The organism is Enterobacter sp. WP_7_1, assembly GCF_003688535.1.
Lineage (GTDB): Bacteria > Pseudomonadota > Gammaproteobacteria > Enterobacterales > Enterobacteriaceae > Enterobacter > Enterobacter asburiae.
On record NZ_REFK01000005.1, the window covers coordinates 171,437 to 192,665 of the forward strand.

At 57.0% G+C, this 21,229-nt stretch carries 18 protein-coding genes; 13 read left to right on the forward strand and 5 right to left on the reverse strand.

Going from position 1 to position 21,229, the window contains the following annotated elements:
- Positions 1-111 precede the first annotated feature (111 nt).
- From BJ885_RS19465 to BJ885_RS19485, 5 genes are all read left to right on the forward strand, one after another.
- A complete protein-coding gene (locus BJ885_RS19465) occupies positions 112-681 on the forward strand; it encodes a TetR/AcrR family transcriptional regulator (RefSeq protein WP_029740765.1) in 570 nt (189 codons plus the stop codon).
- 148 nt (positions 682-829) lie between these two features.
- On the forward strand, positions 830-1,951 hold the full coding sequence (locus BJ885_RS19470; RefSeq protein WP_121932573.1) for an efflux RND transporter periplasmic adaptor subunit: 1,122 nt from the start codon (positions 830-832) through the stop codon (positions 1,949-1,951).
- Complete coding sequence (locus BJ885_RS19475; protein ID WP_121932572.1) at positions 1,951-5,061, forward strand: efflux RND transporter permease subunit; 3,111 nt, start codon at positions 1,951-1,953, stop codon at positions 5,059-5,061. The genes BJ885_RS19470 and BJ885_RS19475 overlap by 1 nt, the downstream gene beginning before the upstream one ends.
- A complete protein-coding gene (locus tag BJ885_RS19480) occupies positions 5,061-6,425 on the forward strand; it encodes an efflux transporter outer membrane subunit (RefSeq protein WP_121932571.1) in 1,365 nt (454 codons plus the stop codon). Before BJ885_RS19475 ends, BJ885_RS19480 begins: the two co-directional genes overlap by 1 nt.
- A gap of 121 nt (positions 6,426-6,546) precedes the next feature.
- Positions 6,547-6,843, forward strand: a complete 297-nt coding sequence (locus BJ885_RS19485) for a YicS family protein (protein WP_023309843.1) — start codon at positions 6,547-6,549, stop codon at positions 6,841-6,843.
- A gap of 44 nt (positions 6,844-6,887) precedes the next feature.
- On the opposite strand, the gene BJ885_RS19490 is transcribed toward BJ885_RS19485, so the two are convergent.
- Positions 6,888-7,838, reverse strand: a complete 951-nt coding sequence (locus tag BJ885_RS19490; RefSeq protein WP_047646737.1) for a LacI family DNA-binding transcriptional regulator — start codon at positions 7,836-7,838, stop codon at positions 6,888-6,890.
- 293 nt (positions 7,839-8,131) lie between these two features.
- Between BJ885_RS19490 and BJ885_RS19495 the strand changes: the two genes are divergently transcribed.
- The 6 genes from BJ885_RS19495 (at position 8,132) to BJ885_RS19520 (ending at position 14,054) form a co-directional block, all read left to right on the forward strand.
- Positions 8,132-8,446: a PTS sugar transporter subunit IIB gene (locus tag BJ885_RS19495; protein ID WP_010426508.1), complete on the forward strand. Its 315-nt coding sequence runs from the start codon at positions 8,132-8,134 to the stop codon at positions 8,444-8,446.
- A gap of 11 nt (positions 8,447-8,457) precedes the next feature.
- Positions 8,458-9,783 carry a PTS sugar transporter subunit IIC gene (locus BJ885_RS19500; RefSeq protein ID WP_039260375.1) on the forward strand — a complete coding sequence of 442 codons (1,326 nt, stop codon included), beginning with the start codon at positions 8,458-8,460 and terminating at the stop codon, positions 9,781-9,783.
- A 17-nt stretch (positions 9,784-9,800) separates the two neighbouring features.
- Positions 9,801-11,177: a glycoside hydrolase family 1 protein gene (locus BJ885_RS19505; RefSeq protein WP_121932570.1), complete on the forward strand. Its 1,377-nt coding sequence runs from the start codon at positions 9,801-9,803 to the stop codon at positions 11,175-11,177.
- A gap of 5 nt (positions 11,178-11,182) precedes the next feature.
- A complete protein-coding gene (locus BJ885_RS19510) occupies positions 11,183-11,485 on the forward strand; it encodes a PTS lactose/cellobiose transporter subunit IIA (RefSeq protein WP_029741865.1) in 303 nt (100 codons plus the stop codon).
- A 136-nt stretch (positions 11,486-11,621) separates the two neighbouring features.
- Complete coding sequence (locus tag BJ885_RS19515) at positions 11,622-13,001, forward strand: carbohydrate porin (RefSeq protein WP_033144328.1); 1,380 nt, start codon at positions 11,622-11,624, stop codon at positions 12,999-13,001.
- 147 nt (positions 13,002-13,148) lie between these two features.
- On the forward strand, positions 13,149-14,054 hold the full coding sequence (locus BJ885_RS19520) for a DMT family transporter (RefSeq protein ID WP_029741863.1): 906 nt from the start codon (positions 13,149-13,151) through the stop codon (positions 14,052-14,054).
- Positions 14,055-14,102: 48 nt separating this feature from the next.
- Here the strand turns inward: BJ885_RS19520 and nepI are convergent, their stop codons facing one another.
- Positions 14,103-15,293: a purine ribonucleoside efflux pump NepI gene (gene nepI / locus BJ885_RS19525; RefSeq protein ID WP_121932569.1), complete on the reverse strand. Its 1,191-nt coding sequence runs from the start codon at positions 15,291-15,293 to the stop codon at positions 14,103-14,105.
- Between the two features lie 207 nt (positions 15,294-15,500).
- Here nepI and BJ885_RS19530 point away from each other — a divergent pair, with 207 nt between their 5' ends.
- Entirely contained in the window at positions 15,501-16,499 is a 999-nt protein-coding gene (locus tag BJ885_RS19530; RefSeq protein ID WP_121932568.1) for an aldo/keto reductase, read from the forward strand.
- A gap of 92 nt (positions 16,500-16,591) precedes the next feature.
- On the opposite strand, the gene BJ885_RS19535 is transcribed toward BJ885_RS19530, so the two are convergent.
- Positions 16,592-17,812, reverse strand: coding sequence for an MFS transporter (locus BJ885_RS19535; protein WP_121932567.1), 1,221 nt, complete (start codon positions 17,810-17,812; stop codon positions 16,592-16,594).
- Between the two features lie 339 nt (positions 17,813-18,151).
- Between BJ885_RS19535 and BJ885_RS19540 the strand changes: the two genes are divergently transcribed.
- Positions 18,152-19,072, forward strand: a complete 921-nt coding sequence (locus tag BJ885_RS19540; RefSeq protein ID WP_121932566.1) for a LysR family transcriptional regulator — start codon at positions 18,152-18,154, stop codon at positions 19,070-19,072.
- On the opposite strand, the gene BJ885_RS19545 is transcribed toward BJ885_RS19540, so the two are convergent.
- Together BJ885_RS19545 and uhpT are read right to left on the reverse strand one after the other, a co-directional pair.
- Positions 19,069-19,521 carry a DUF1198 domain-containing protein gene (locus BJ885_RS19545; RefSeq protein ID WP_047646739.1) on the reverse strand — a complete coding sequence of 151 codons (453 nt, stop codon included), beginning with the start codon at positions 19,519-19,521 and terminating at the stop codon, positions 19,069-19,071. The two genes, BJ885_RS19540 and BJ885_RS19545, sit on opposite strands and share 4 nt — an antisense overlap.
- Before the next feature lie 178 nt (positions 19,522-19,699).
- Entirely contained in the window at positions 19,700-21,091 is a 1,392-nt protein-coding gene (gene uhpT / locus BJ885_RS19550; RefSeq protein WP_121932565.1) for a hexose-6-phosphate:phosphate antiporter, read from the reverse strand.
- Positions 21,092-21,229 lie beyond the last annotated feature (138 nt).

Genomic DNA, 21,229 nt, shown 5'->3' on the forward strand with positions numbered 1-21,229 from the left:
TTTTTAAATACGGAAACATTCCCTCAATATCTAAATAAAAAAGGCCTTTCCAATACGTACCCAAAACGTATACTGAGAACGATCATTCTCACTTTTACACGGTAGCCGACGATGAGCACAAAGCTGGAAGAACGACAAAAACTGCGCCAGGACGAGATCATCACCGCCGCTCGCCGCTGCTTTCGCGCAAGCGGATTTCACGCCGCCAGCATGTCGCAGATAGCCAGCGAGGCGAAGCTTAGCGTCGGTCAAATTTACCGTTATTTCAGCAACAAAGACGCGATTATCGAAGAGATGATCCGCCGCATCATCGACTCGCGCATCGAGGAGATGCAGGGCAAAACGCTGGTAGAAGGGATGCCGCAGGCGCTCGCCTGGCGACAGACCCTCAACGAAGATGACGATGCGCTGATGCTGGAAATGTCCGCGGAGGCTACGCGTAATCCACAGGTGGCGACGATGCTGATCGAAGCCGAATCGCGCATGTTCGCCAACGCCTGCGAGCACCTGAAAAAGCAGTTTCCCCACCTGAGCGACGAGCATATTCGCTGCTGCGTGGAGATTACCGCCGTGATGATTGAGGGGACGATTTATCGTCGATTAACCCCTTTAAAAGTCCCGTCAGAACAATTAGAACCCCTTTATCAGGATATTTTAAATATGCTTTTCTCTGCGAAGTAATCGCATATGAATAATTAGCGGGAATAAGTAATTCCCCTTTTTTACATTTCTGGCTCTGCCAGAGATGCGGTATCGCTGTGCCTTTAAATAGCTCTCCTCCCTGTTAAGCCATTAACGGGGCAGGCTTCGTTCACCCTGGAAAAAGATTATGAAAACCATAACAACCTCCATCGCGGCATTATTTCTCCTGACCGGGTGCGATAATGCGCAAACATCTGCTCCCCAGCGTCCTCTTCCGGAAGTGGGGATTGTCACGCTCATGAGCCAGCCTGTTTCCGTCGTCAGCGAGCTGACCGGCCGCACCACCGCCGCCATGAGCGCCGAAGTGCGCCCGCAGGTGGGCGGCATTATCCAGAAGCGCCTGTTCACCGAAGGCGATACGGTCAAGGCCGGACAGGCGCTGTATCAAATTGACCCTTCCAGCTACCGCGCGGCGTTTGATGAAGCCGCCGCGGCGCTGAAGCAGGTGCAGGCGCTGGTGCAGGCCGACTGCCAGAAGGCCCAACGCTATGCGCAGCTGGTGAAAGACGACGGCGTGTCGCGTCAGGACGCAGAGGACGCGAAGTCCACCTGCTCGCAGGACAAGGCCAGCGTTGAGTCAAAGAAGGCCGCGCAGGAGAGCGCGCGCATTAACCTTAACTGGACCACCGTGACCGCGCCGATTGCTGGACGCATCGGCATCTCCTCCGTCACGCCCGGCGCGCTGGTGACCGCCCAGCAGGATACCGCGCTTGCCACCGTTCGCGGCCTGGACAGCATGTACGTCGATCTCACGCGTTCCAGCGCCGATCTGCTGCGTTTACGCAGGCAAACCCTTGCCACCAATAGCGATACGCTAAGCGTGTCGTTAATCCTCGAAGACGGCAGCACCTACAGCGAGAAAGGCCGCCTGGCCTTAACCGAAGTGGCGGTGGATGAATCAACCGGCTCAGTCACGCTGCGCGCCGTCTTCCCGAACCCGCAGCATCAGCTCCTGCCGGGGATGTTCGTTCGCGCCAGGGTGGATGAAGGCATCATGAACGACGCGATCCTCGCGCCGCAGCAGGGCATCACCCGCGATGCCAAAGGCACCGCCACCGCGCTGGTGGTGAATGCCAGCAGCAAAGTTGAGCAGCGTCAGCTGGAAACGGGCGACACCTACGGCGACAAATGGCTGGTGCTGAGCGGCCTCAAGGCGGGCGATAAGCTGATTGTTGAAGGCACCGACAAAGTGACCGCCGGGCAGGAAGTGAAGGCCGAAGAGATGAAAACCAGCGGAGGAAACGCCTGATGTTTTCCCGCTTCTTCGTGCGTCGCCCGGTCTTTGCCTGGGTTATCGCCATTCTCATCATGCTCGCCGGGATGCTGGCGATCCGCACGCTGCCGGTGGCGCAGTACCCGGACGTCGCCCCGCCGTCGATCAAGATCTCCGCCACCTACACCGGCGCCTCCGCGCAGACGCTGGAAAACAGCGTGACGCAGGTGATCGAGCAGCAGCTCACCGGGCTGGATAACCTGCTCTACTTCACCTCCACCAGCAGCTCGGACGGGTCGGTGAGCATTACCGTCACCTTCGAGCAGGGAACCGACCCCGACACCGCCCAGGTACAGGTGCAGAACAAGGTTCAGCAGGCGGAATCGCGCCTGCCGACCGAGGTGCAGCAGTCCGGTATTACCGTCGAGAAATCGCAGAGCAACTTCCTGCTGATCATGGGCGTGTACGATAAAACCGATACCGCCAGCAGCTCGGACATCGCTGACTGGCTGGTGAGCAATATGCAGGACCCGCTGGCGCGCGTGGAGGGCGTCGGCAGCCTGCAGGTGTTCGGGGCAGAATACGCGATGCGCATCTGGCTCGACCCGGCGAAGCTGGCGTCCTACTCGCTGATGCCGTCCGACGTGCAGAGCGCGATTGAAGCGCAGAACGTGCAGGTTTCCGCCGGTAAAATCGGCGCGCTGCCTTCGTCGAACGCCCAGCAGCTGACCGCCACCGTCCGAGCTCAGTCGCGCCTGCAAACGGTCGATCAGTTCAAAAACATTATCGTGAAGAGCCAGTCCAGCGGCGCTATCGTGCGCATCAGCGACGTTGCCCGCGTGGAGATGGGCAGCGAAGACTATACCGCCACCGCGAAGCTGAACGGCCACCCGGCGGCGGGTATGGCGGTGATGCTTTCACCGGGCGCGAACGCGCTCAACACCGCCACGGCGGTAAAAGACAAGATCGCCGAGTTCAAAAAGTCGATGCCGGAAGGCTACGACGTGGCCTACCCGAAAGACAGCACCGAGTTCATCAAGATCTCCGTTGAGGACGTGATTCAGACCCTGTTCGAAGCCATTATCCTCGTGGTGGTGGTGATGTACCTGTTCCTGCAAAACATCCGCGCGACGCTGATCCCGGCGCTGGCGGTGCCTGTCGTTCTGCTGGGCACCTTCGGCGTGCTGGCGCTGTTCGGCTACTCCATCAATACCCTGACGCTGTTTGCGATGGTGCTGGCGATCGGGCTCCTGGTGGATGACGCCATCGTGGTGGTGGAAAACGTCGAGCGTATTATGCGCGACGAGGGGCTGCCCGCCCGGGAAGCCACTGAAAAATCAATGGGCGAAATCTCCGGCGCGCTGGTCGCCATTGCGCTGGTGCTCTCTGCGGTATTCCTGCCGATGGCCTTCTTCGGCGGCTCCACCGGGGTGATTTACCGTCAGTTCTCGGTCACCATTATTTCGGCGATGTTCCTCTCCGTGGTGGTGGCGTTGACCCTGACGCCGGCGCTTTGCGGCGCGATCCTAAGCCACACGGCACCGCACAAAAAGGGCTTCTTCGGCGCGTTTAACCGCTTCTACAGCAGGACCGAGCGCGGCTATCAGAACAAGGTGCTGCGCGCTCTGCGCCGTTCCGGCGGCATGCTGGTCATCTACGCCCTGCTCTGCGGCGCGATGGGCTTCGCCATGCTTAAGCTGCCGGGCAGCTTCCTGCCAACGGAAGACCAGGGTGAAATCATGGTGCAGTACACCCTGCCAGCAGGCGCGACGACGGTGCGTACCGCCGAAGTCAGCCGCCAGGTGCGCGAATGGTTCCTCACGAAAGAGAAAGCCAACACCAACGTGATCTTCACCATTGAGGGCTTCAGCTTCAGCGGCAGCGGCCAGAACGCCGGGATGGCGTTTGTCTCCCTGAAAAACTGGTCCGAACGTAAAGGCGATGCAAACACCGCGCAGGCCATCGCCCTGCGCGCCACGCAGGAGTTGAGCGCCATCCGCGATGCAACCATCTTTGCCATGACGCCGCCTGCGGTGGACGGCCTGGGCCAGAGCAACGGCTTTACCTTTGAGCTGATGGCCAGCGGCAGCACCGACCGCGACGCGCTGCTGAAGCTGCGTAACCAGCTGATTGGCGAAGCCAACCAGGACAGCTCGCTGCACGCCGTGCGCGCCAACGATCTGCCGCAGATGCCGCAGCTTCAGGTGGATATTGACAACAACAAGGCCGTGTCTCTGGGGCTGTCCCTGAGCGACGTTACCGACACCCTCTCCAGCGCCTGGGGCGGGACCTACGTGAACGATTTTATCGACCGCGGCCGCGTGAAAAAGGTCTACATCCAGGGCGACAGCGACTATCGCGCCGTGCCGTCGGATCTCAACAAATGGTTCGTGCGCGGCAGCGACAGCACCATGACCCCGTTCTCCGCCTTCGCCACCACCCGCTGGGAGTATGGCCCGGAAAGCCTGGTGCGCTACAACGGCTCGGCGGCGTATGAGATACAGGGCGAAAACGCCAGCGGCGCCAGCTCCGGCACGGCGATGAGCAAAATGGAGCAGCTGGCAAACAGCCTGCCGTCCGGCAGCACCTGGGCGTGGAGCGGTTTGTCGTTGCAGGAAAAACTGGCGAGCGGTCAGGCGATGAGCCTGTATGCCCTCTCCATCCTCGTCGTGTTCCTGTGCCTGGCGGCGCTGTACGAGAGCTGGTCGGTGCCGATTTCGGTCATCCTGGTGATCCCGCTTGGCGTGCTGGGCGCGGCCGTCGCCGCCTCCCTGCGCGGCCTGAACAACGACGTCTATTTCCAGGTAGCGCTGCTCACCACCATTGGCCTGTCGTCGAAGAACGCGATCCTCATTGTCGAGTTTGCCGAAGCCAAAGTCGCGGAAGGGTACTCCCTGACGCGCGCCGCCCTGCGTGCCGCCCAGACGCGCCTGCGTCCGATCATCATGACCTCGCTGGCGTTTATCGCAGGGGTGATGCCGCTGGCCGTGGCAACCGGGGCAGGCGCCAACAGCCGCGTGGCGATTGGTACCGGCATTATCGGTGGGACGCTGGCCGCGACGCTGCTGGCGATCTTCTTCGTTCCCTTATTCTTTGTACTGGTGAAACGTCTGTTCTCCGGTAAACACGCGAACCGGAGGTCATAATGTTTCGTGTATCTATTTTAGCGTTAGCCCTGCTGAGCGCAGGCTGTGTGTCGTTAGATCCAACGTATCAACGCCCGGACGCCCCCGTCCCGGCAACCTTACCCGGCGCGCACGGCGAAGCCACCGCCGTGGTGAGCCAGTGGCAGCAGGTGATGAACGACGCGCGGCTGAAAAGCGTGGTGACGATGGCGCTGAACAGCAACCGCGACGTGCAAAAAGCGATTGCGGATATCGATGCCGCCCGCGCCCAGTACGGTGAAACGCGCTCGTCCCTGTTTCCGACGGTGGACGCCGAGCTGAGCCACACCCGCAGCCGCACGCTGGCGAGCGGCGTGACCACCAGCGACGAAGCCAACGGCGCGGTCTCCAGCTTCGAGCTGGATCTGTTTGGCCGCAACCAGAGCCTCTCCCGCGCCGCGCGTGAAACCTGGCTTGCCAGCGAGTTCACCGCGCAGAACACGCGCCTGACGATGGTCAGCGAGCTGACCACGGCCTGGGTGACGCTGGCGGCGGATAACAGCAACCTGGCGCTGGCGGAATCCACGATGGAGAGCGCGGCGAATTCGCTGAAGATTGTGAAGCGCCAGCAGGACGTTGGCGTGGCGGCCGCCACTGACGTCAGCTCGGCAATCGCGGTGTATCAGCAGGCGCGCGCCAGCGTGGCGAGCTATCGGACTCTGGTGATGCAGGACAAAAATGCCCTCAATCTGCTGGCGGGCGATACGGTGCCGGAGAACCTGCTGCCCGGCACGCTGGAGAGCCTGAGCGACAACGCCATCACGCTGATCCCGGCGGGCGTCAGCTCCAGCGCGCTGCTGCGCCGCCCGGACATTCAGGAGGCGGAACATAACCTGCTGAGCGCCAACGCCAACATCGGCGCGGCGCGCGCCAACTTCTTCCCGACCATTTCGCTGACCGCCAGCGCGGGCGTCGGCAGCGACTCGCTCTCCTCCCTGTTCAGCCACGGGATGAAGGTCTGGTCGTTCGCGCCGTCCATCACCCTGCCGCTGTTCAGCGGCGGGAACAATCTGGCACAGCTGCGCTACGCGGAAGCGGAGAAGAAGGGGCTGATCGCCACCTATGAGAAAGCCATCCAGAGCGCATTTAAGGACGTGGCCGACGCGCTGGCGCGGCGTGAAACCCTGAGCGAGCAGCTCGACGCCCAGCGCGAATACGTCGCGGCGGAGCAAAAAACGCTGGATGTGGCAACGCGCAGCTATAAGGCGGGCGCGGGAGATTATCTGACGGTACTGACCGCGCAGCGGTCGCTGTGGTCGGCACAGGAATCGCTGATTGCGCTGCAGCAAACCGACCTCGAAAACCGCATCACGCTGTGGCAGTCGCTGGGGGGCGGTATTCAGTAGCGCTTGCCGAGAAGTACATGACAGGCGGTGAAGAGAAAATTCATACTTTCGGCTGGCGTCGCTACACTGAATGTAACGATATATTTCATGGGAAGCATGTGACTTCTAAAGGGGGTTGTTGATGAAAGCTGCGCACCTGGTCTGCCTGCTGGTTTGTCTGCTCTTCGCCGCGTTTGTCCATGCTCAGGAAAAGGATGACCCCGCGAAAGAGGCGCAAATAAAGCAGCAGGTCCTTAAAGATATTAAGAAAACCTGTACGCCACAGAAAAAGCAGAGCGATAAGGCCTGGCAGGAGATGATTTTGTCGTCCGAGGCCAATCAGCTGCTGATCAAAAATGCCATCACCGCCGTTAAGCGCGACAACCTGGATGCCTACTGGGGGGCGATTGGTCAGGTGGATTGTATGGAAGATTATTGAGTTCACGCCGGGTGGCGCTACGCTTACCCGGCCTGGAAACATTTTTAGCGCTTACGCATATCCGGAATAATTAAATCCCCGCGCAGAACATAGGACCCGAGCATCTGCGTTTTCTCCGTCAGCCAGCTCACAATGCGCGCCGCCATCGCGTCCATGGAATATTCAATCGCCGGGATCACCGGAATACCCGGCAGGTGCAGCGATCCGGCCAGGCTAAAGACCATAATGTCGTCCGGCACCGATTTATTAAACGCCTGCAGCTGCGGGATCACCCGCTGGGCTTCCTGCTCGTCCGCCACCAGCAGCGCGTTGAAGTTCAGGGTGCTGGCGTTGTTAAGCAGCTCCTGCAGCGCAACGGACGAAGAAGTCGCGTCCATAAAGACCAGGCTGCGATTAAAGGGCAGGAAATTTTTCTCCAGCGCGTGCTTGTAGCCGAGCAGCACCTGGTCGGCAAAACCGCTGCCGTGGGGGTGGATCAGCGCAATCTGGCGACGCCCCTGGCTGGTGAGGTAGTTACAGGCGGTTTCGGCGGCAAAGGCGTGATCGAACTGGATGCTGTTGGAGTTATCAGACTCCATGCAGTCCACCAGAATGACGTTGTCCATATCCACATCCAGCGGGAAACGCGCGCCAATCACCAGGATGTCGTCACACAGGCCGCAGGAGAGTTCTTCAAGGGCGTGCATCACTTCCGCTTTGCTGTGCGCGAAGCGCAGCAGGAGGTGTTTTTGATGCTGGCTGAGCTGTTTTTCCAGCGCGTAGAGATAACCGGTGGTCTGGTTAATGTTTTCCTGCGCGCAAATCACCCCAATACAGCCCGTCGACTGGCTCAGCAGCGACTGGGCAATCACGTTAGGCCGGTAGTTCAGCTCATCCACCGCTTTCAGTACGGCCTGACGGCTGGCTTCCTTTACGCCACGCGACCCGCTCAACACTCGCGATACCGTGGCTTTAGATACCCCGGCAAGACGTGATACATCATTGATTGTCGACATCTCTTTCCCCTGACAGGCTTACCTCGCGCCTGCAAATTCCATGACCGCTTCGGCTCACATTATAGCCAGAACGGAGTATATCCGTTTCCGTTTTCCATGGAAACCGATTTTCCGTTTCCACTCAAAATGATGTCAAAACAGCCAAATTATGTGATGCACATCCGGTTAATTAGCCTCATAAGTAAGGGATCTTGATGGGTATCACACTTCTGTCTTTTATGAATGGAAACCGGTTTCCGTATCATGTCCAATCATCCTCGCAATAACTTTTTACATTTAGAGGATGGTTGTCGATGTTCAAGATTATGCTGTGCTGCTCTGCCGGGATGTCCACCAGCCTGCTGGTCAGCAAAATGGTCGATGTCGCGAAAGAACGTGGTTTGCCGGTGAAGATTGATGCGTACGGTGTTTCCGAATTTGATACGCAGTTTCCGCAATACCAGGTTGTCCTTCTCGGACCGCAAGTGAAATACATGTTAAAGACGCTCTCAGACAAGGCGGCGACGCAAGGCATTCCGGTACAGCCCATCGACATGATGGACTACGGCATGCAGCGTGGCGATAAGGTACTGGACTATGCTCTGTCGCTTATCGAAGCGGCACACTAAAAGGTGTTCACATGAGTTCGTTATATCAATCCATGGTCGCGGTGATTGAGCAGTCAATTACCCCGCTGGCCGCAAAGCTGGGCCAGCAAAAGTATGTGATTGCCATTCGTGACGGCTTTACCGCCGCGCTGCCGTTTATGATCATCGGCTCGTTTATGCTGGTGTTCATCTTCCCGCCGTTCTCGGCGGATACCACCAACAGCTTCGCCCGCGGCTGGCTGGATTTCTCCCAGACCTACCGCGAGCAGCTGATGCTGCCGTTTAACCTCAGCATGGGCGTGATGACCTTCTTCATCTCGGTGGGAATTGGGGCAAGCCTGGGGCGTCAGTTTAACCTCGACCCGGTGATGTCCGGCCTGCTGGCCTTTATGGCCTTCCTGCTGGTCGCCGCGCCCTATGCCGACGGCAAGATCTCGACCCAGTATCTCTCCGGTCAGGGCATCTTCACCGCGCTGATCACCGCCATTTACGCCACCCGCGTCTACGCGTGGCTGAAGCAGAACAACGTGACCATTCGCCTGCCGAAGGAAGTGCCGACCGGCGTGGCGCGCTCGTTTGAGATCCTGATCCCGGTGATGGTGGTGATCGGCACGCTGCACCCGCTGAACCTGTTCATCGAAGCGCAGACCGGGATGATTATCCCGCAGGCGATCATGCACCTGCTGGAGCCGCTGGTGTCCGCGTCTGACTCCCTGCCCGCCATTCTGCTCTCCGTGCTGCTGTGCCAGATCTTCTGGTTCGCCGGTATTCACGGCTCGCTGATCGTCACCGGCATCATGAACCCGTTCTGGATGGCGAACCTCTCCGCAAACCAGGCGGCGTTGGCGGCCGGTGCGGCGCTGCCGCACGTTTACCTGCAGGGCTTCTGGGATCACTACCTGCTGATTGGCGGCGTAGGCTCCACGCTGCCGCTGGCGTTCCTGCTGCTGCGCAGCCGCGTTACCCACCTGCGCACCATCGGCAAAATGGGCGTGGTGCCAAGCTTCTTTAACATCAACGAACCGATTCTGTTCGGCGCGCCGATCATCATGAACCCGATGCTGTTTATCCCGTTCGTGTTCGTTCCGCTGGTCAACGCCTGCCTGGCGTACGGTGCAACGAAGCTCGGCTGGCTGGCACAGGTCGTCTCGTTAACCCCGTGGACCACCCCTGCACCGATTGGCGCCTCGTGGGCGGCAAACTGGGCGCTCAGCCCGGTGGTGATGTGCCTGGTCTGTATGGTGATGTCCGCGCTGATGTATCTGCCCTTCCTGCGCGCCTATGAGCGTACGCTCATCAAAAATGAAGAGCAGAAAGCCCAGGCAACCGTCGGCGCCGCCGAGACCGCCAGCAATTAAGTCAAAGAGGAAGAGTCATGAAATACGCATTTCCCGATAACTTCTGGTGGGGCAGCGCGAGCTCCGCCCTCCAGACGGAAGGGGCAAGAGAGGGGGAAACCACGTGGGATTACTGGTTTGCCCGCGAGCCGAACCGTTTTCACAACGGCGTGGGGCCGCAGCAGACCTCCACGTTTTATCAGCACTGGAAAACGGATATTCAGCTGTTAAAGCAGCTGAACCACAACAGCTTTCGCACCTCGATTAGCTGGGCGCGCCTGATCCCCGACGGTATCGGTGAAGTGAACCCGGAGGCGGTCGATTTTTACAATCAGGTCATTGATGAGCTGAATGAACAGGGCATCACGCCTTTTATTACCCTGTTCCACTTCGACATGCCGATGACGATGCAGGAAATCGGCGGCTGGGAAAACCGCGACGTGGTGGACGCCTACGCCCGCTATGCGCAGATCTGCTTCGAGCTGTTTGGCGATCGCGTGCTGCACTGGTTTACCTTCAACGAGCCGATCGTGCCGGTGGAAGGCGGTTATCTGTACGACTTCCACTACCCCAACGTGGTGGATTTTCGTCGGGCGGCCACCGTGGCGTATCACACCGTGCTGGCCCACGCGAAGGCGGTGCAGGCCTACCGCGCCGGGCATTACGCCGGGGAGATTGGCATCGTGCTGAACCTGACGCCGTCGTACCCGCGCTCGCAGAACCCGGCGGACGTGAAGGCGGCGCACATCGCGGACCTGATGTTTAACCGCAGCTTCCTCGACCCGGTCCTGCGCGGCGAATACCCGGCGGACCTGGTCGCGCTGCTGAAATCCTGCGATCAATTACCCGCCTGTAAACCGGAAGACGGTTTCCTGATTGCGGAAGGGAAAATCGACCTGCTCGGCGTGAACTACTATCAGCCGCGTCGCGTGAAGTGTCGCGACAGCGCGGTGAACCCGCAGGCGCCGTTTATGCCGGAGTGGTTCTTTGATAGCTACGAGATGCCGGGCCGCAAGATGAACCCGTACCGCGGCTGGGAAATCTACGAGCCGGGTATTTACGATATTCTGGTCAACCTGCGCGACAATTACGGCAACCCTCGCTGCTTTATTTCTGAAAACGGCATGGGCGTCGAAAACGAGCAGCGCTTTATTGAAAACGGCCAGATTAACGATCGGTACCGCATCGAGTTTATTTCCGAACATTTAGCCTGGCTGCATAAGGGTATTAGCGAAGGGTGCAATTGTCTTGGCTACCATATGTGGACGTTTATTGATAACTGGTCGTGGTGCAACGCGTATAAAAATCGCTACGGATTTATCCAGCTCGATTTAGAGACGCAAAAACGCACCATTAAGAAAAGCGGAGAGTGGTTTGCCGCCACCGCGTTAAATAATAGCTTTGAAAAAGAGTAATGATGATGATCGCACTAGAAGAAGCCGTAATGGAAATTATCGTCAATGCCGGACAGTCCCGCAGCCTGTGCTTTGAAGCGCTGCACGCGGCGCGCCAGGGCAACATTGACGAGGCCAAAAGCCTGCTGCGCGAAGCCGACGGCTACGCGCGCCAGGCGCACAAGATGCAGACCAAACTGATCGAGCAGGATGCGGGCGAAGGCCGCCAGCCGATGACGTTAATTATGGTGCACGCGCAGGATCATTTAATGAACTCTCTATTAGCGCGTGAATTATCCGAAGAAATTATTCATTTATACCAGAGATAATCTATGGCGAAACAATTACTGTAATACCTCTGTACCCTAAATAGAGATCCACTTGTTCTGATGATAGCGGCATACTCTGTCAGATCGGAGCGGGATGGTTATTGTCTGAATAAAATTAAACTATATTGAGATAACCATGAATACGATTAAAAAACTTCCATTAACCATGGCGGTTATCGCCGCGCTTTGCCCAATTTCCGTGCTCGCGCAGGAATTCACCCAGGAGCAAATCGACGCCATTGTGGCGAAAGCGGTGGATAAAGCCCTGGCCGAACGCCAGGCCAAAATGGATGCGGCGGTCGCGAAAAAAGCGGACGTGGTAACCGAGCCGCAAAGCGCGGCGCAGTCCCCCGATATGGCGATCCCGTTCGGGATTAAATTTACCGGCTACGCCCGCTACGGCGCGCACTTCCAGGCCGCCGATCAGAAATACGTGGCGGTGGACGGCTCCTATAACGGCGCGTCCGCCATCGGTCGTCTGGGCAACGAAGGCAACGGCGGGGAATTCCAGCTCTCCAAGGCCTTCAAGGGTGAAAACGGCGCCATCTGGGACGTTAACGTGATGATCGACCACTGGGGCGACGAAGTTAACCTGAAAAAAGCCTACGCGGGGGTGACCAACATTATGGCCTCCAACCCGAACGCCTATTTCTGGGCCGGCCGTGACTTCCACCAGCGTCCGCAGCAGGGCATCAACGACTACTTCTGGATGAACCACGACGGCCAGGGTGCCGGGGTGAAGAACTTCGACATCGGCGGCGTGCAGTTCGACGTGGCCGCCGTGGCGGCGGTGGAATCCTGTAGCCCGGAAGTGATGGAAGATGAAGCCAACCCGTCGCGCATCACCTGTACCGGCGGTTCCGGCACGGGCGACAAAGGCAACTACGCCGCGACCTCAAAAATCCACGGCATGAAGCTCGGCCCGATCGACATGGAGCTGTACGCCAACTACGGCTTTGACTCCAAGGCGGTGGAGAGCGACGAGCGTCTGAACGCCTGGCAGGGTGGCGTGGTGCTGAGCCACACCAACGACAGCGGCGTGAATAAGGTGATTGCCCGCTACTCCGATAACGCGGACAACAGCGTGTTCAACAAAACCGAGGATCTGACCACGGTCTACGCCAGCTTCGAAGGGCTGTACAAATTCACCCAGGCGACGCAGGTGGAGTACATCCTCGCCTTCCACGACTACGACAACAGCCGCGATAAGACCGACAACCGTAAGAACTACAACGCCATCGTGCGCCCGATGCACTGGTGGAACGACGTTCACTCCACCTGGCTGGAAGCGGGCTGGCAGCACGTGGATTATGACAACGGCGGCGACAACAAGGGCTGGAAGCTGACCCTGTCGCAGAACATGTCTATCGCCATGGGGCCGGAGTTCCGCCCGATGCTGCGCTTCTACGTGACCGGCGGCAAGGTGGATAACGAACGCACCGCGCGCGTGAACAACACCAAAGACGAAACCCTCGACGACTTCAACGTCGGCGCGATGTGGGAGGCGTGGTTCTAAGCAAGGTAAAAGCAAAACGGCAACGAGAGTTGCCGTTTTTAGTTTTGCTCCCTCTCCCCGTGGGAGAGGGCCGGGGTGAGGGCATCAGGCCGCACACAACCATGCTATGCTGTTGACCGAATTAACGACAACATCGCAGGGGAGAACATGGGTTCCACACGCAAAGGGATGCTGAACGTCCTGATCGCCGCCGTTTTATGGGGCAGCTCGGGGGTTTGCGCGCAGTACATCATGGAGAAAAGCCACATTTCTTCGCCTTACCTGACCATGGTTCGCCTGCTGTTTACCGGCGTGATCCTGCTGACGCTCTCCTTCGTTCACGGCGACAAGATTTTCTCGGTGATCAAACATCGCAAAGACGCCCTCAGCCTGCTGATTTTCTCGCTGGTCGGCGCGCTCACCGTGCAGCTCACCTTCCTGCTGACGATTGAAAAATCCAACGCAGCCACCGCTACCGTGCTGCAGTTTCTGTCACCAACCATTATCGTGGCCTGGTTCGCGCTGGCACGGAAAAAGCGTCCCGGCGTGTTTGTGCTGTCGGCCATCATGACGTCGCTTGTCGGTACCTTTCTGCTGGTCACCCACGGCGACCCGACCTCGCTCTCTATCTCGCCCGCCGCGCTGTTCTTCGGCATCGCCTCGGCGTTTGCCGCCGCGTTTTACACGACGTACCCGTCAACGCTGATCGCCCGCTACGGCACGCTGCCGATTGTTGGCTGGAGCATGTTGATTGCCGGGTTAATGCTGACGCCGTTCTACGCCGGACGCGGAACCACGTTCGTGATCGACGGCAGCCTGCTGCTGGCGTTTTTCTACCTGGTGGTGATTGGTACGGCGCTAACGTTCAGCCTGTATCTGAAAGGCGCGCAGATGATCGGCGGGCCGAAGGCGAGCATTCTGAGCTGCGCCGAGCCGCTGAGCAGCGCGCTGCTGTCGGTGATTTTGCTGGGCGTGGCGTTCACCCTGCCGGATTGGCTGGGGACGCTGCTGATTGTGTCGTCGGTGGTGTTGATTTCAATGGATTCGAGAAGACGGGTTCAGACATCGGCGTAGCCTGATGCCCTCACCCCAACCCTCTCCCACGGGAGAGGGAGAAAAACACTACTTCGCCTTCACCTTCCCCGCCACCAGCAGCGCCGTCAGCAGCATCAGCGTACCGGAAATCACCAGCGGTGACGTCAGCCCCAGATGGTCGAGCGCCACGCCGCCAATGGCCGCACCGCAGGTATTCGCCAGCTGGATCACCGCCACCTGAATCGACCCGGCTTTTTCCGCCTGATCGGCAAGCGAGCGGGTGATCCACGTCGACCAGCCCACCGGCACCAGCGCAAAGGCAAAGCCCCAGATAATCGCGATGGCAGACGCCACCCACTTATCGCTGCCCCACAGCACCAGCACCGCCGCGCTCGCCGCCAGCACCAGCGGCGCACCCGCCAGCGCCATCTTCAGGGAGCGTTTCAGGAACTGGGACGACAGCGAGGTGCCGACAAAGCTGGCGATACCGAAGCTCAGCAGCACCAGCGTCAGGCCGTCCACGTCAAATCCCGCCATGGTCATAAACACCGGGCGGATGTAGGTAAAGAAGGCAAACTGCCCGGCAAAGGACATAAAGATGGCGGTCATCCCCGCCAGCACGCCGGGGCGCTTCAGCAGCGCGAACATGTTCTGTTTGTGGTGCGCCGCTTCGCCCGGTAGCGACGGTAGCGCTTTCCACACCCAAATGATGCAGAGCAGGCCCATCACCGCCGCGGCGTTGAAGACGTTACGCCAGCCGATAATTCCACCGAGGAAGCTGCCGAGCGGCGCGGCAATCACCAGCGCGATAGAGACCGCTCCGAAGATAACGGAAAGCGCTTTTGGCACCGTCCGCGCGGGCACCAGTCGCATGGTGAGCGAGGCCGACATCGCCCAGAAGCCGCCGAGCCCCAGCCCAAGACAGGCGCGACCGAGCAGCAGCAGGGTGAAGCTTTCCGCGAAGGAGACCAGCAGGCAGGAGAGCGTCAGCAGCACGCTGAACAGGATGACCACCTTGCGGCGGTCGATGGTGCCAATCACCTGGGTGATAAACAGGCTGGCGAACATCGCCACAAACGCGGTCACGGTAACGGACTGCCCCGCCACGCCCTCGGAAATGCCCAGATCCTGCGCCATCGGCGTCAGCAGGCTCACCGGCAGAAACTCAACGGTAATCAGGCAGGCGACGCAGAACGCCACGGCGAAAACGGCCGACCAGTTGGGGCGAGAAACCTCGTTGGTCTGCGGTCTGGTCGTGGGCTGGATATGTTCTGTCATGGCGTCACCTGAAGATAAAAACGTGCGGAAAAGTCGCGCAGTTTATCATCAAAAGTGTGACGGATTTAACGATTTGACAACTTTTGTCGTTTTTAATGAGCCTGGAGGGAGAGCGTCGTCGACTGATACCTTTTCAGCATAACGAAAATGAAAATTCAGTATCCACATTTGAGGTGAAACAATCATAGCGTCTGAAAAGGAGAACCTATGAAAACACGTATTTTATCTCAAAATCTTACCGTCAGTGCCGTCGGCTATGGAGCCATGGGCCTGAGTGAATTTTATGGCCAGACTGATGACAACGCTTCGCTGCAGGTATTGCACAGCCTCATCGATCTGAACGTGACGTTTATTGATACCGCAAATTTATATGGGCGTGGTCATAATGAAAGACTAATCGGTCATTTTCTTGCCGGGCTGGATAAAAGCACTCGCGAGCAGTTCAAAATAGCCACGAAATGCGGCATCGATCGCTCTCCTGACGAGTCTTACGCCCGCACCATCAACAATACGCCTGACTATATCATCCGCTGCTGTAATGAGTCCCTCAAACGGCTTGGCGTGGAGCGAATCGACCTCTTTTATCTACACAGACTGAGTAACGCCACCCCGATCGAAGAGAGTATGGATTGTCTGCGCGCCCTGGTTAAAGAGGGCAAGATTAACCACATCGGCCTTTGCGAAGTGTCGGCGTCAACGCTGCAACGGGCCCATGCGGTACATCCGGTCACCGCGCTGCAAACGGAATATTCATTGTGGACACGCGATATCGAGGAAAGCATTCTGCCGGTCGTGAAAGAGTTAGGCATTGGTCTGGTGCCCTACTCGCCTCTTGGCAGAGGCTTCCTGACGGGAAAATACCTGAACAATAGCGAATTTTCAGAGGGTGATTTCCGTAAAAATAACGAGCGCTTTATGCAGTCCAGCCTCGATCATAATCGCCAGCTGCTCGATGTCATCCACCCGCTGGCGGCGAAATACGGCTGTACCGCAGGTCAGATTGCCCTTGCCTGGCTGTTAGCGCAATACGATCGGCTGGTTCCCATCCCGGGCACTAAGCACACCTGCTATCTGGCCGAGAACGCGCGCGCTGCCGACATTATGCTTGAGAAGAGTGACATTGAATTATTGAACAACCTGCATCGCCGGATAGAGATTAAAGGCGATCGCTATTCTGCCGAGGGTATGAAGGGCGTGAATGCCTGATACCTCATCGTGAAAATAAAAAAACCGGGCTTCCCCGGTTTTTTTATTCGTTGTCGGCAATGATTATTTTTCATCCATGCTATATGCGGACGTTAACTGGACTCATACGATTTCTCCATCCGGGATTGTTTTGCGGTCAACGTGGCAGGGATAAACACGACAAGCAGAACGGAAAGGCCGATGGCCGTGGCGGCGACGATATACAGGAGCGGCAGTGAAAATGATGAAACTATCCAGGCACCGGCTGACGCGCCGACACCAATGGCAGTATTGAAAAATGACACGTAGATTGCAGAGGCCGGGAAGGTTTTATCCTCTGCCATACGTAAAATCCACGTCTGGAAGCCGACAAATATTCCTGACACGGCCACACCCCAGATAATCATGCCGGTGAATATCAGCCCAGCAGAGAGCGATGATGCTGACAGGCCCAGGATGAACAGCACGGCACATATCAATAGCACAGATATAGAGACCATCAACTTAAGATACTTATCAATCAACACGCCGGTCAGGAGATTACCGGCCAGACCCGAAATACCGTAAACAAAAAGCACAGCAGGAATAAAGGCGTTTGGCAGTAAACTCTGCATATGCAGCCAGGGTTCAATATAGGTAAAGGCGGCAAAATGGGCCGTCACAGCCAGCATGGTTGCTAAATATATTTTCCATAAGGTAGACGATTTCAACACACTCTTTAAGGCATCCAGTCCAAGCGCACTTTTACTGGTAATGTGGGGAATAAGAACGCTAATGCCCGCAAAGGCAATTACGCTCAGCGCGGCCATCATCCAAAATGCCTGCCGCCAGCCGAAGTGAATACCAATATAGTTAGATACCGGCACGCCAAAAACGCTTGCTGCGGAAACGCCTCCAAATACGATTGACGTCGCCGCCCCAATATATCTGACAGGTACGATGGCTACCGCCGTCGTGCCGATCATCGCCCAGAATGCTCCATGCGCAAGTGCACCCAGTACGCGAGCGCTAAGCAGCATGCTGTAGCTCGTTACCGTTGCGGCCATGACATTGGAGATCAGAAGCACCATGGTGAGCACGAGTAAAAGCCGCTTCCTGGACACATTCCCTAAAAAAACTGAAGCAAACAGCGCACTTAACGCCCCCACCCAGGCATAAAGAGACACGGTCATGCCCACCGCGGACTCCGATGACTGTAGCCCATCAGCAATGGGCGTTAATAAACCTACTGGCGCCAGTTCAGTGGTAACAATCGTAAACGTTGAAATAGCCAGAATAAATAAAGCAAGCCATGACTTTAAGGTCATTTTTTGCGGAAAACGTTCTACAGCCATAATCGCCACCTCAATATAATAATCAGTAGATTTTTTACGAATTGGATAAATGTTGAATGTTGTTACCCGCAAACGGGATAATCTATATCTTCGGGCCAACGATGATATTTCTGAGAATCGTACATAGTTTCTTCGGAATACTTTAGAACAGAGATATCCTTTTAATAAAAATAATAAAAAAACAGAAATGAATTTATCAACTCAGCACATAAGTGGAATTATTAAATTTGTAATATACTTTTTGTATTACTATTAAATTAGGTTTTTCTTCATAGCGTTAGCGTGTAATATCAAAATCGAAAAAAAGACTAAATACCTTTTCGCATTCAGGACTGACGTATGGCCACAGCAGAACATTTAATCAGCAATAACCTACCCAGTATCAAACAATTACAATGCTTTCTCGCTGTCGCTCATGAACTGAACTTCCGTAAGGCTGCCGAACGTCTACGCATGACTCAACCGCCATTGACGCGTCAGATAAAATGCCTTGAAGCGGTTCTGAAACGTCAGTTGTTCAGCCGCAGCACGCATGACGTTAGCCTCACTGACGCAGGCCGTGCGCTGGTTGTTCAGGCTGAAAAAATACTAAAAGACATCAGCAACTTAAAAGAAGACCCGCACTCTTCTGAAACGAACCTGCGTATCGGACTCACGCGGACGCTTAATTTTGAATACATAGAACCCGTGAACACCCAGCTTCAAAAAATGAACGCGGAAGATGATGTCGAAACGCCGGACCTGACATCAGCCCAACTGCTGCAAAGCCTGTCTAAAAATATGCTGGATCTGGTGCTGACCGGTGAAAAAGGAACGGGTCATGAAGACATTGTTCAATACCGCTGGGTCTGCCAGGAACCGTTGCTCATCGCAATGCCCTCTTTACATCCTGCCAGCCTGAAAGAGAAAGTCGCGCTGGAGGACATTAGCGATCTTCCCATTTTCTGGTTTTCCAGAAGCGCCAACCCGTCATTTTACGACAAATGCGAAAGCTACTTTGAGACGCTGAAAACGCCGCTGAAGCGGATAAAAGAGCCGGATGATACCCTTGTGATGCTAAGCCGTATCGCAAGAGGGAAAGGATTTGCGCTGCTGCCTCAGTCGAAATGCACCTTTAATCAGGAAGGTCTTTGCTACCGTGAACTCACGGACGCGGAGGCAAAAAGGTTAAACATAGATATCTATGCCGCCATCCGCCTCAATGAAAACAGAGAAGAGATTCTTAACGCTCAAAATATCCTGTGCGGAAAAACGGCTTAATGCAGGTAAAACACGCCCTCTTCCGGCAGGAAGAGCTGGTTATAGCGTAGCTGGAAGGCGTTTAGCTCCTGCGGATCGGGCTCCATCTCGCGCATAAAGCCAAGCGCCAGACGAATTTGCGCATCGGTAATCGGTGCGGCAAGGCGGGCTTTACGCAGCATACGGTGCCATGTATGCAGGTTCTCTTCGCTGCCGTCGACAATGCAGACCTGCCAGATGAGCAGCACCTGCGCCGCATTTTGCAAATGCGCCTCGTCCGGCCGCTCAAGGTAGCGGATAAACTCATTGCCCGACGTTTTACCAAACTGGTCGATCATCGACTCAACCGGCATCGGGGTGATCCCCAGACGCTCGCTTAAACGTTTGATGGCGCGGCGGGAATCTGAGGTCAGGACGCGAAATCCCACCACAAACACCACGGCAAGCGTTGCCAGCATTATCCAGACCATGCGTTCTCCTATGAATAGCCGCTCATCATAGCGGGAAACGCAGCGCCTCGACAGCGGGCGGCACCATAATAGTGAACGGAAAAGATGTTGAAGAATTAGGAGAGGAGGAGTTAACGCCGTCGGGGTCAATATAAAAAAGCCCGGCATCACACACCGGGCAAAGAAGTTACCTGCACACTCAGGCTGTTTTTAATTTCTGCGCACGATTTTCACGGCGAATCTTACGTTCTTCCAGCACCGCGACCATCGCCATCAGGACGATACAGCCAATCGCTGCCGCATCCAGCGCCGCGAAGGTGCCCGCCCAGCCGGTGAGGCCGAAAATCGGCGTGCCGTCGGCGATCATCCCCAGACCCAGCTTGGCGAAGCTGTCGCCGATCAGGTACGCGAAGGTGCCTTTAATCCCATCGGCGGCGCCGATCGCTTTTTTCGGGACGAAACCGACTGCCGCCACGCCGATCAGCAGCTGCGGACCAAACACCAGGAAGCCGAGCGCGAACAGGGACGCCAGGTAAACGTACTGGTTGCTGGCGTGCTGATAGACGCCGAGCGTGGCGATAATCAGCGCCAGCGCGACGCAGGCCACCAGCGCACGACGGCCGTTGGCGAGGTCGGAGAGCCAGCCCCACAGCAGCGTGCCGACCAGCGCGCCCACTTCGAACAGGGTGAAGCCCTGAATCGCCACTTCTTTAGAGAGCTTCAGCTCCTGGAAGGCATACACGGTCGACCACTGGTCGATACCGATACGCACCACGTAGAGGAAGATGTTTGAGAAGCACAGCAGCCAGATCACCTTGTTTTTCAGCACGTACTCAACAAAGATCTGCCATTTGGTCATCTCGTTTTCTTCGGTCTCTTTATCCTCTTCGCTGATCTCCTCCCCGAACAGCTCTTCGGCTTTGCCGAGGCCGTAAGATTCCGGGGAGTCGCTGCCGTAGCGCAGGCCAATAAAGCCGACGATCAGGGCGATAATCGACGGGAAGATAAACATGCCGATCACGTGGCCGTCGAACAGGTAATTTGCGCCGAACAGCGCCACGCCAGCCGCACCGGCACCGCCGAGGTTGTGGGAGATGTTCCACATGCCGAGGTAGGAACCACGCTTGCGGCGCGGGGTCCATTTGGTGATGGTGGAGTAGCTGCACGACCCGCCGGTACTCTGGAAGAAGCCGCTCAGGGCGTAGAAGGCGATCATCATGAACAGGCTGACGGAGCCCGCGCCCATGCTGGCGCTGAAGCCGAGCATACAGATGGCGGAGAGGATCAGCATAAACGGCAGGAACTGCTTGGTGTTTTTGCCGTCCGCGTAGTAGGAAACGACGGTTTTACCCACGCCGTAGGTGATGGAGAAGCCCAGGCCAATCATCCCCAGCTGCGTCATGCTCAGCCCGTAGGTTGAGATCATGTCGTTCTGCGCGATGTTAAAGTTTTTGCGGATCAGGTACATGGTCAGGTAGCCGATGAAGACCACCAGATAGGACTGCATGAACGGTTTGAACCACATCTTGCGCCGCACGTCGAGCGGCAGATCCAGGGTCGGCTTGCGCACCTGGTTGAGGAAGGCCAGCATGGTTTGCTCCTGAGCTGATTTTTACCTGCGAATGGCAGGCATTGTAAAAATCAGCCGGGAGAGATGCCTGAGACAGCGTCCAGGTAAAACCGGGAAAATTTCCTAGTTTTGCGCCATTCGGGGTGAAAAGGTGAGACG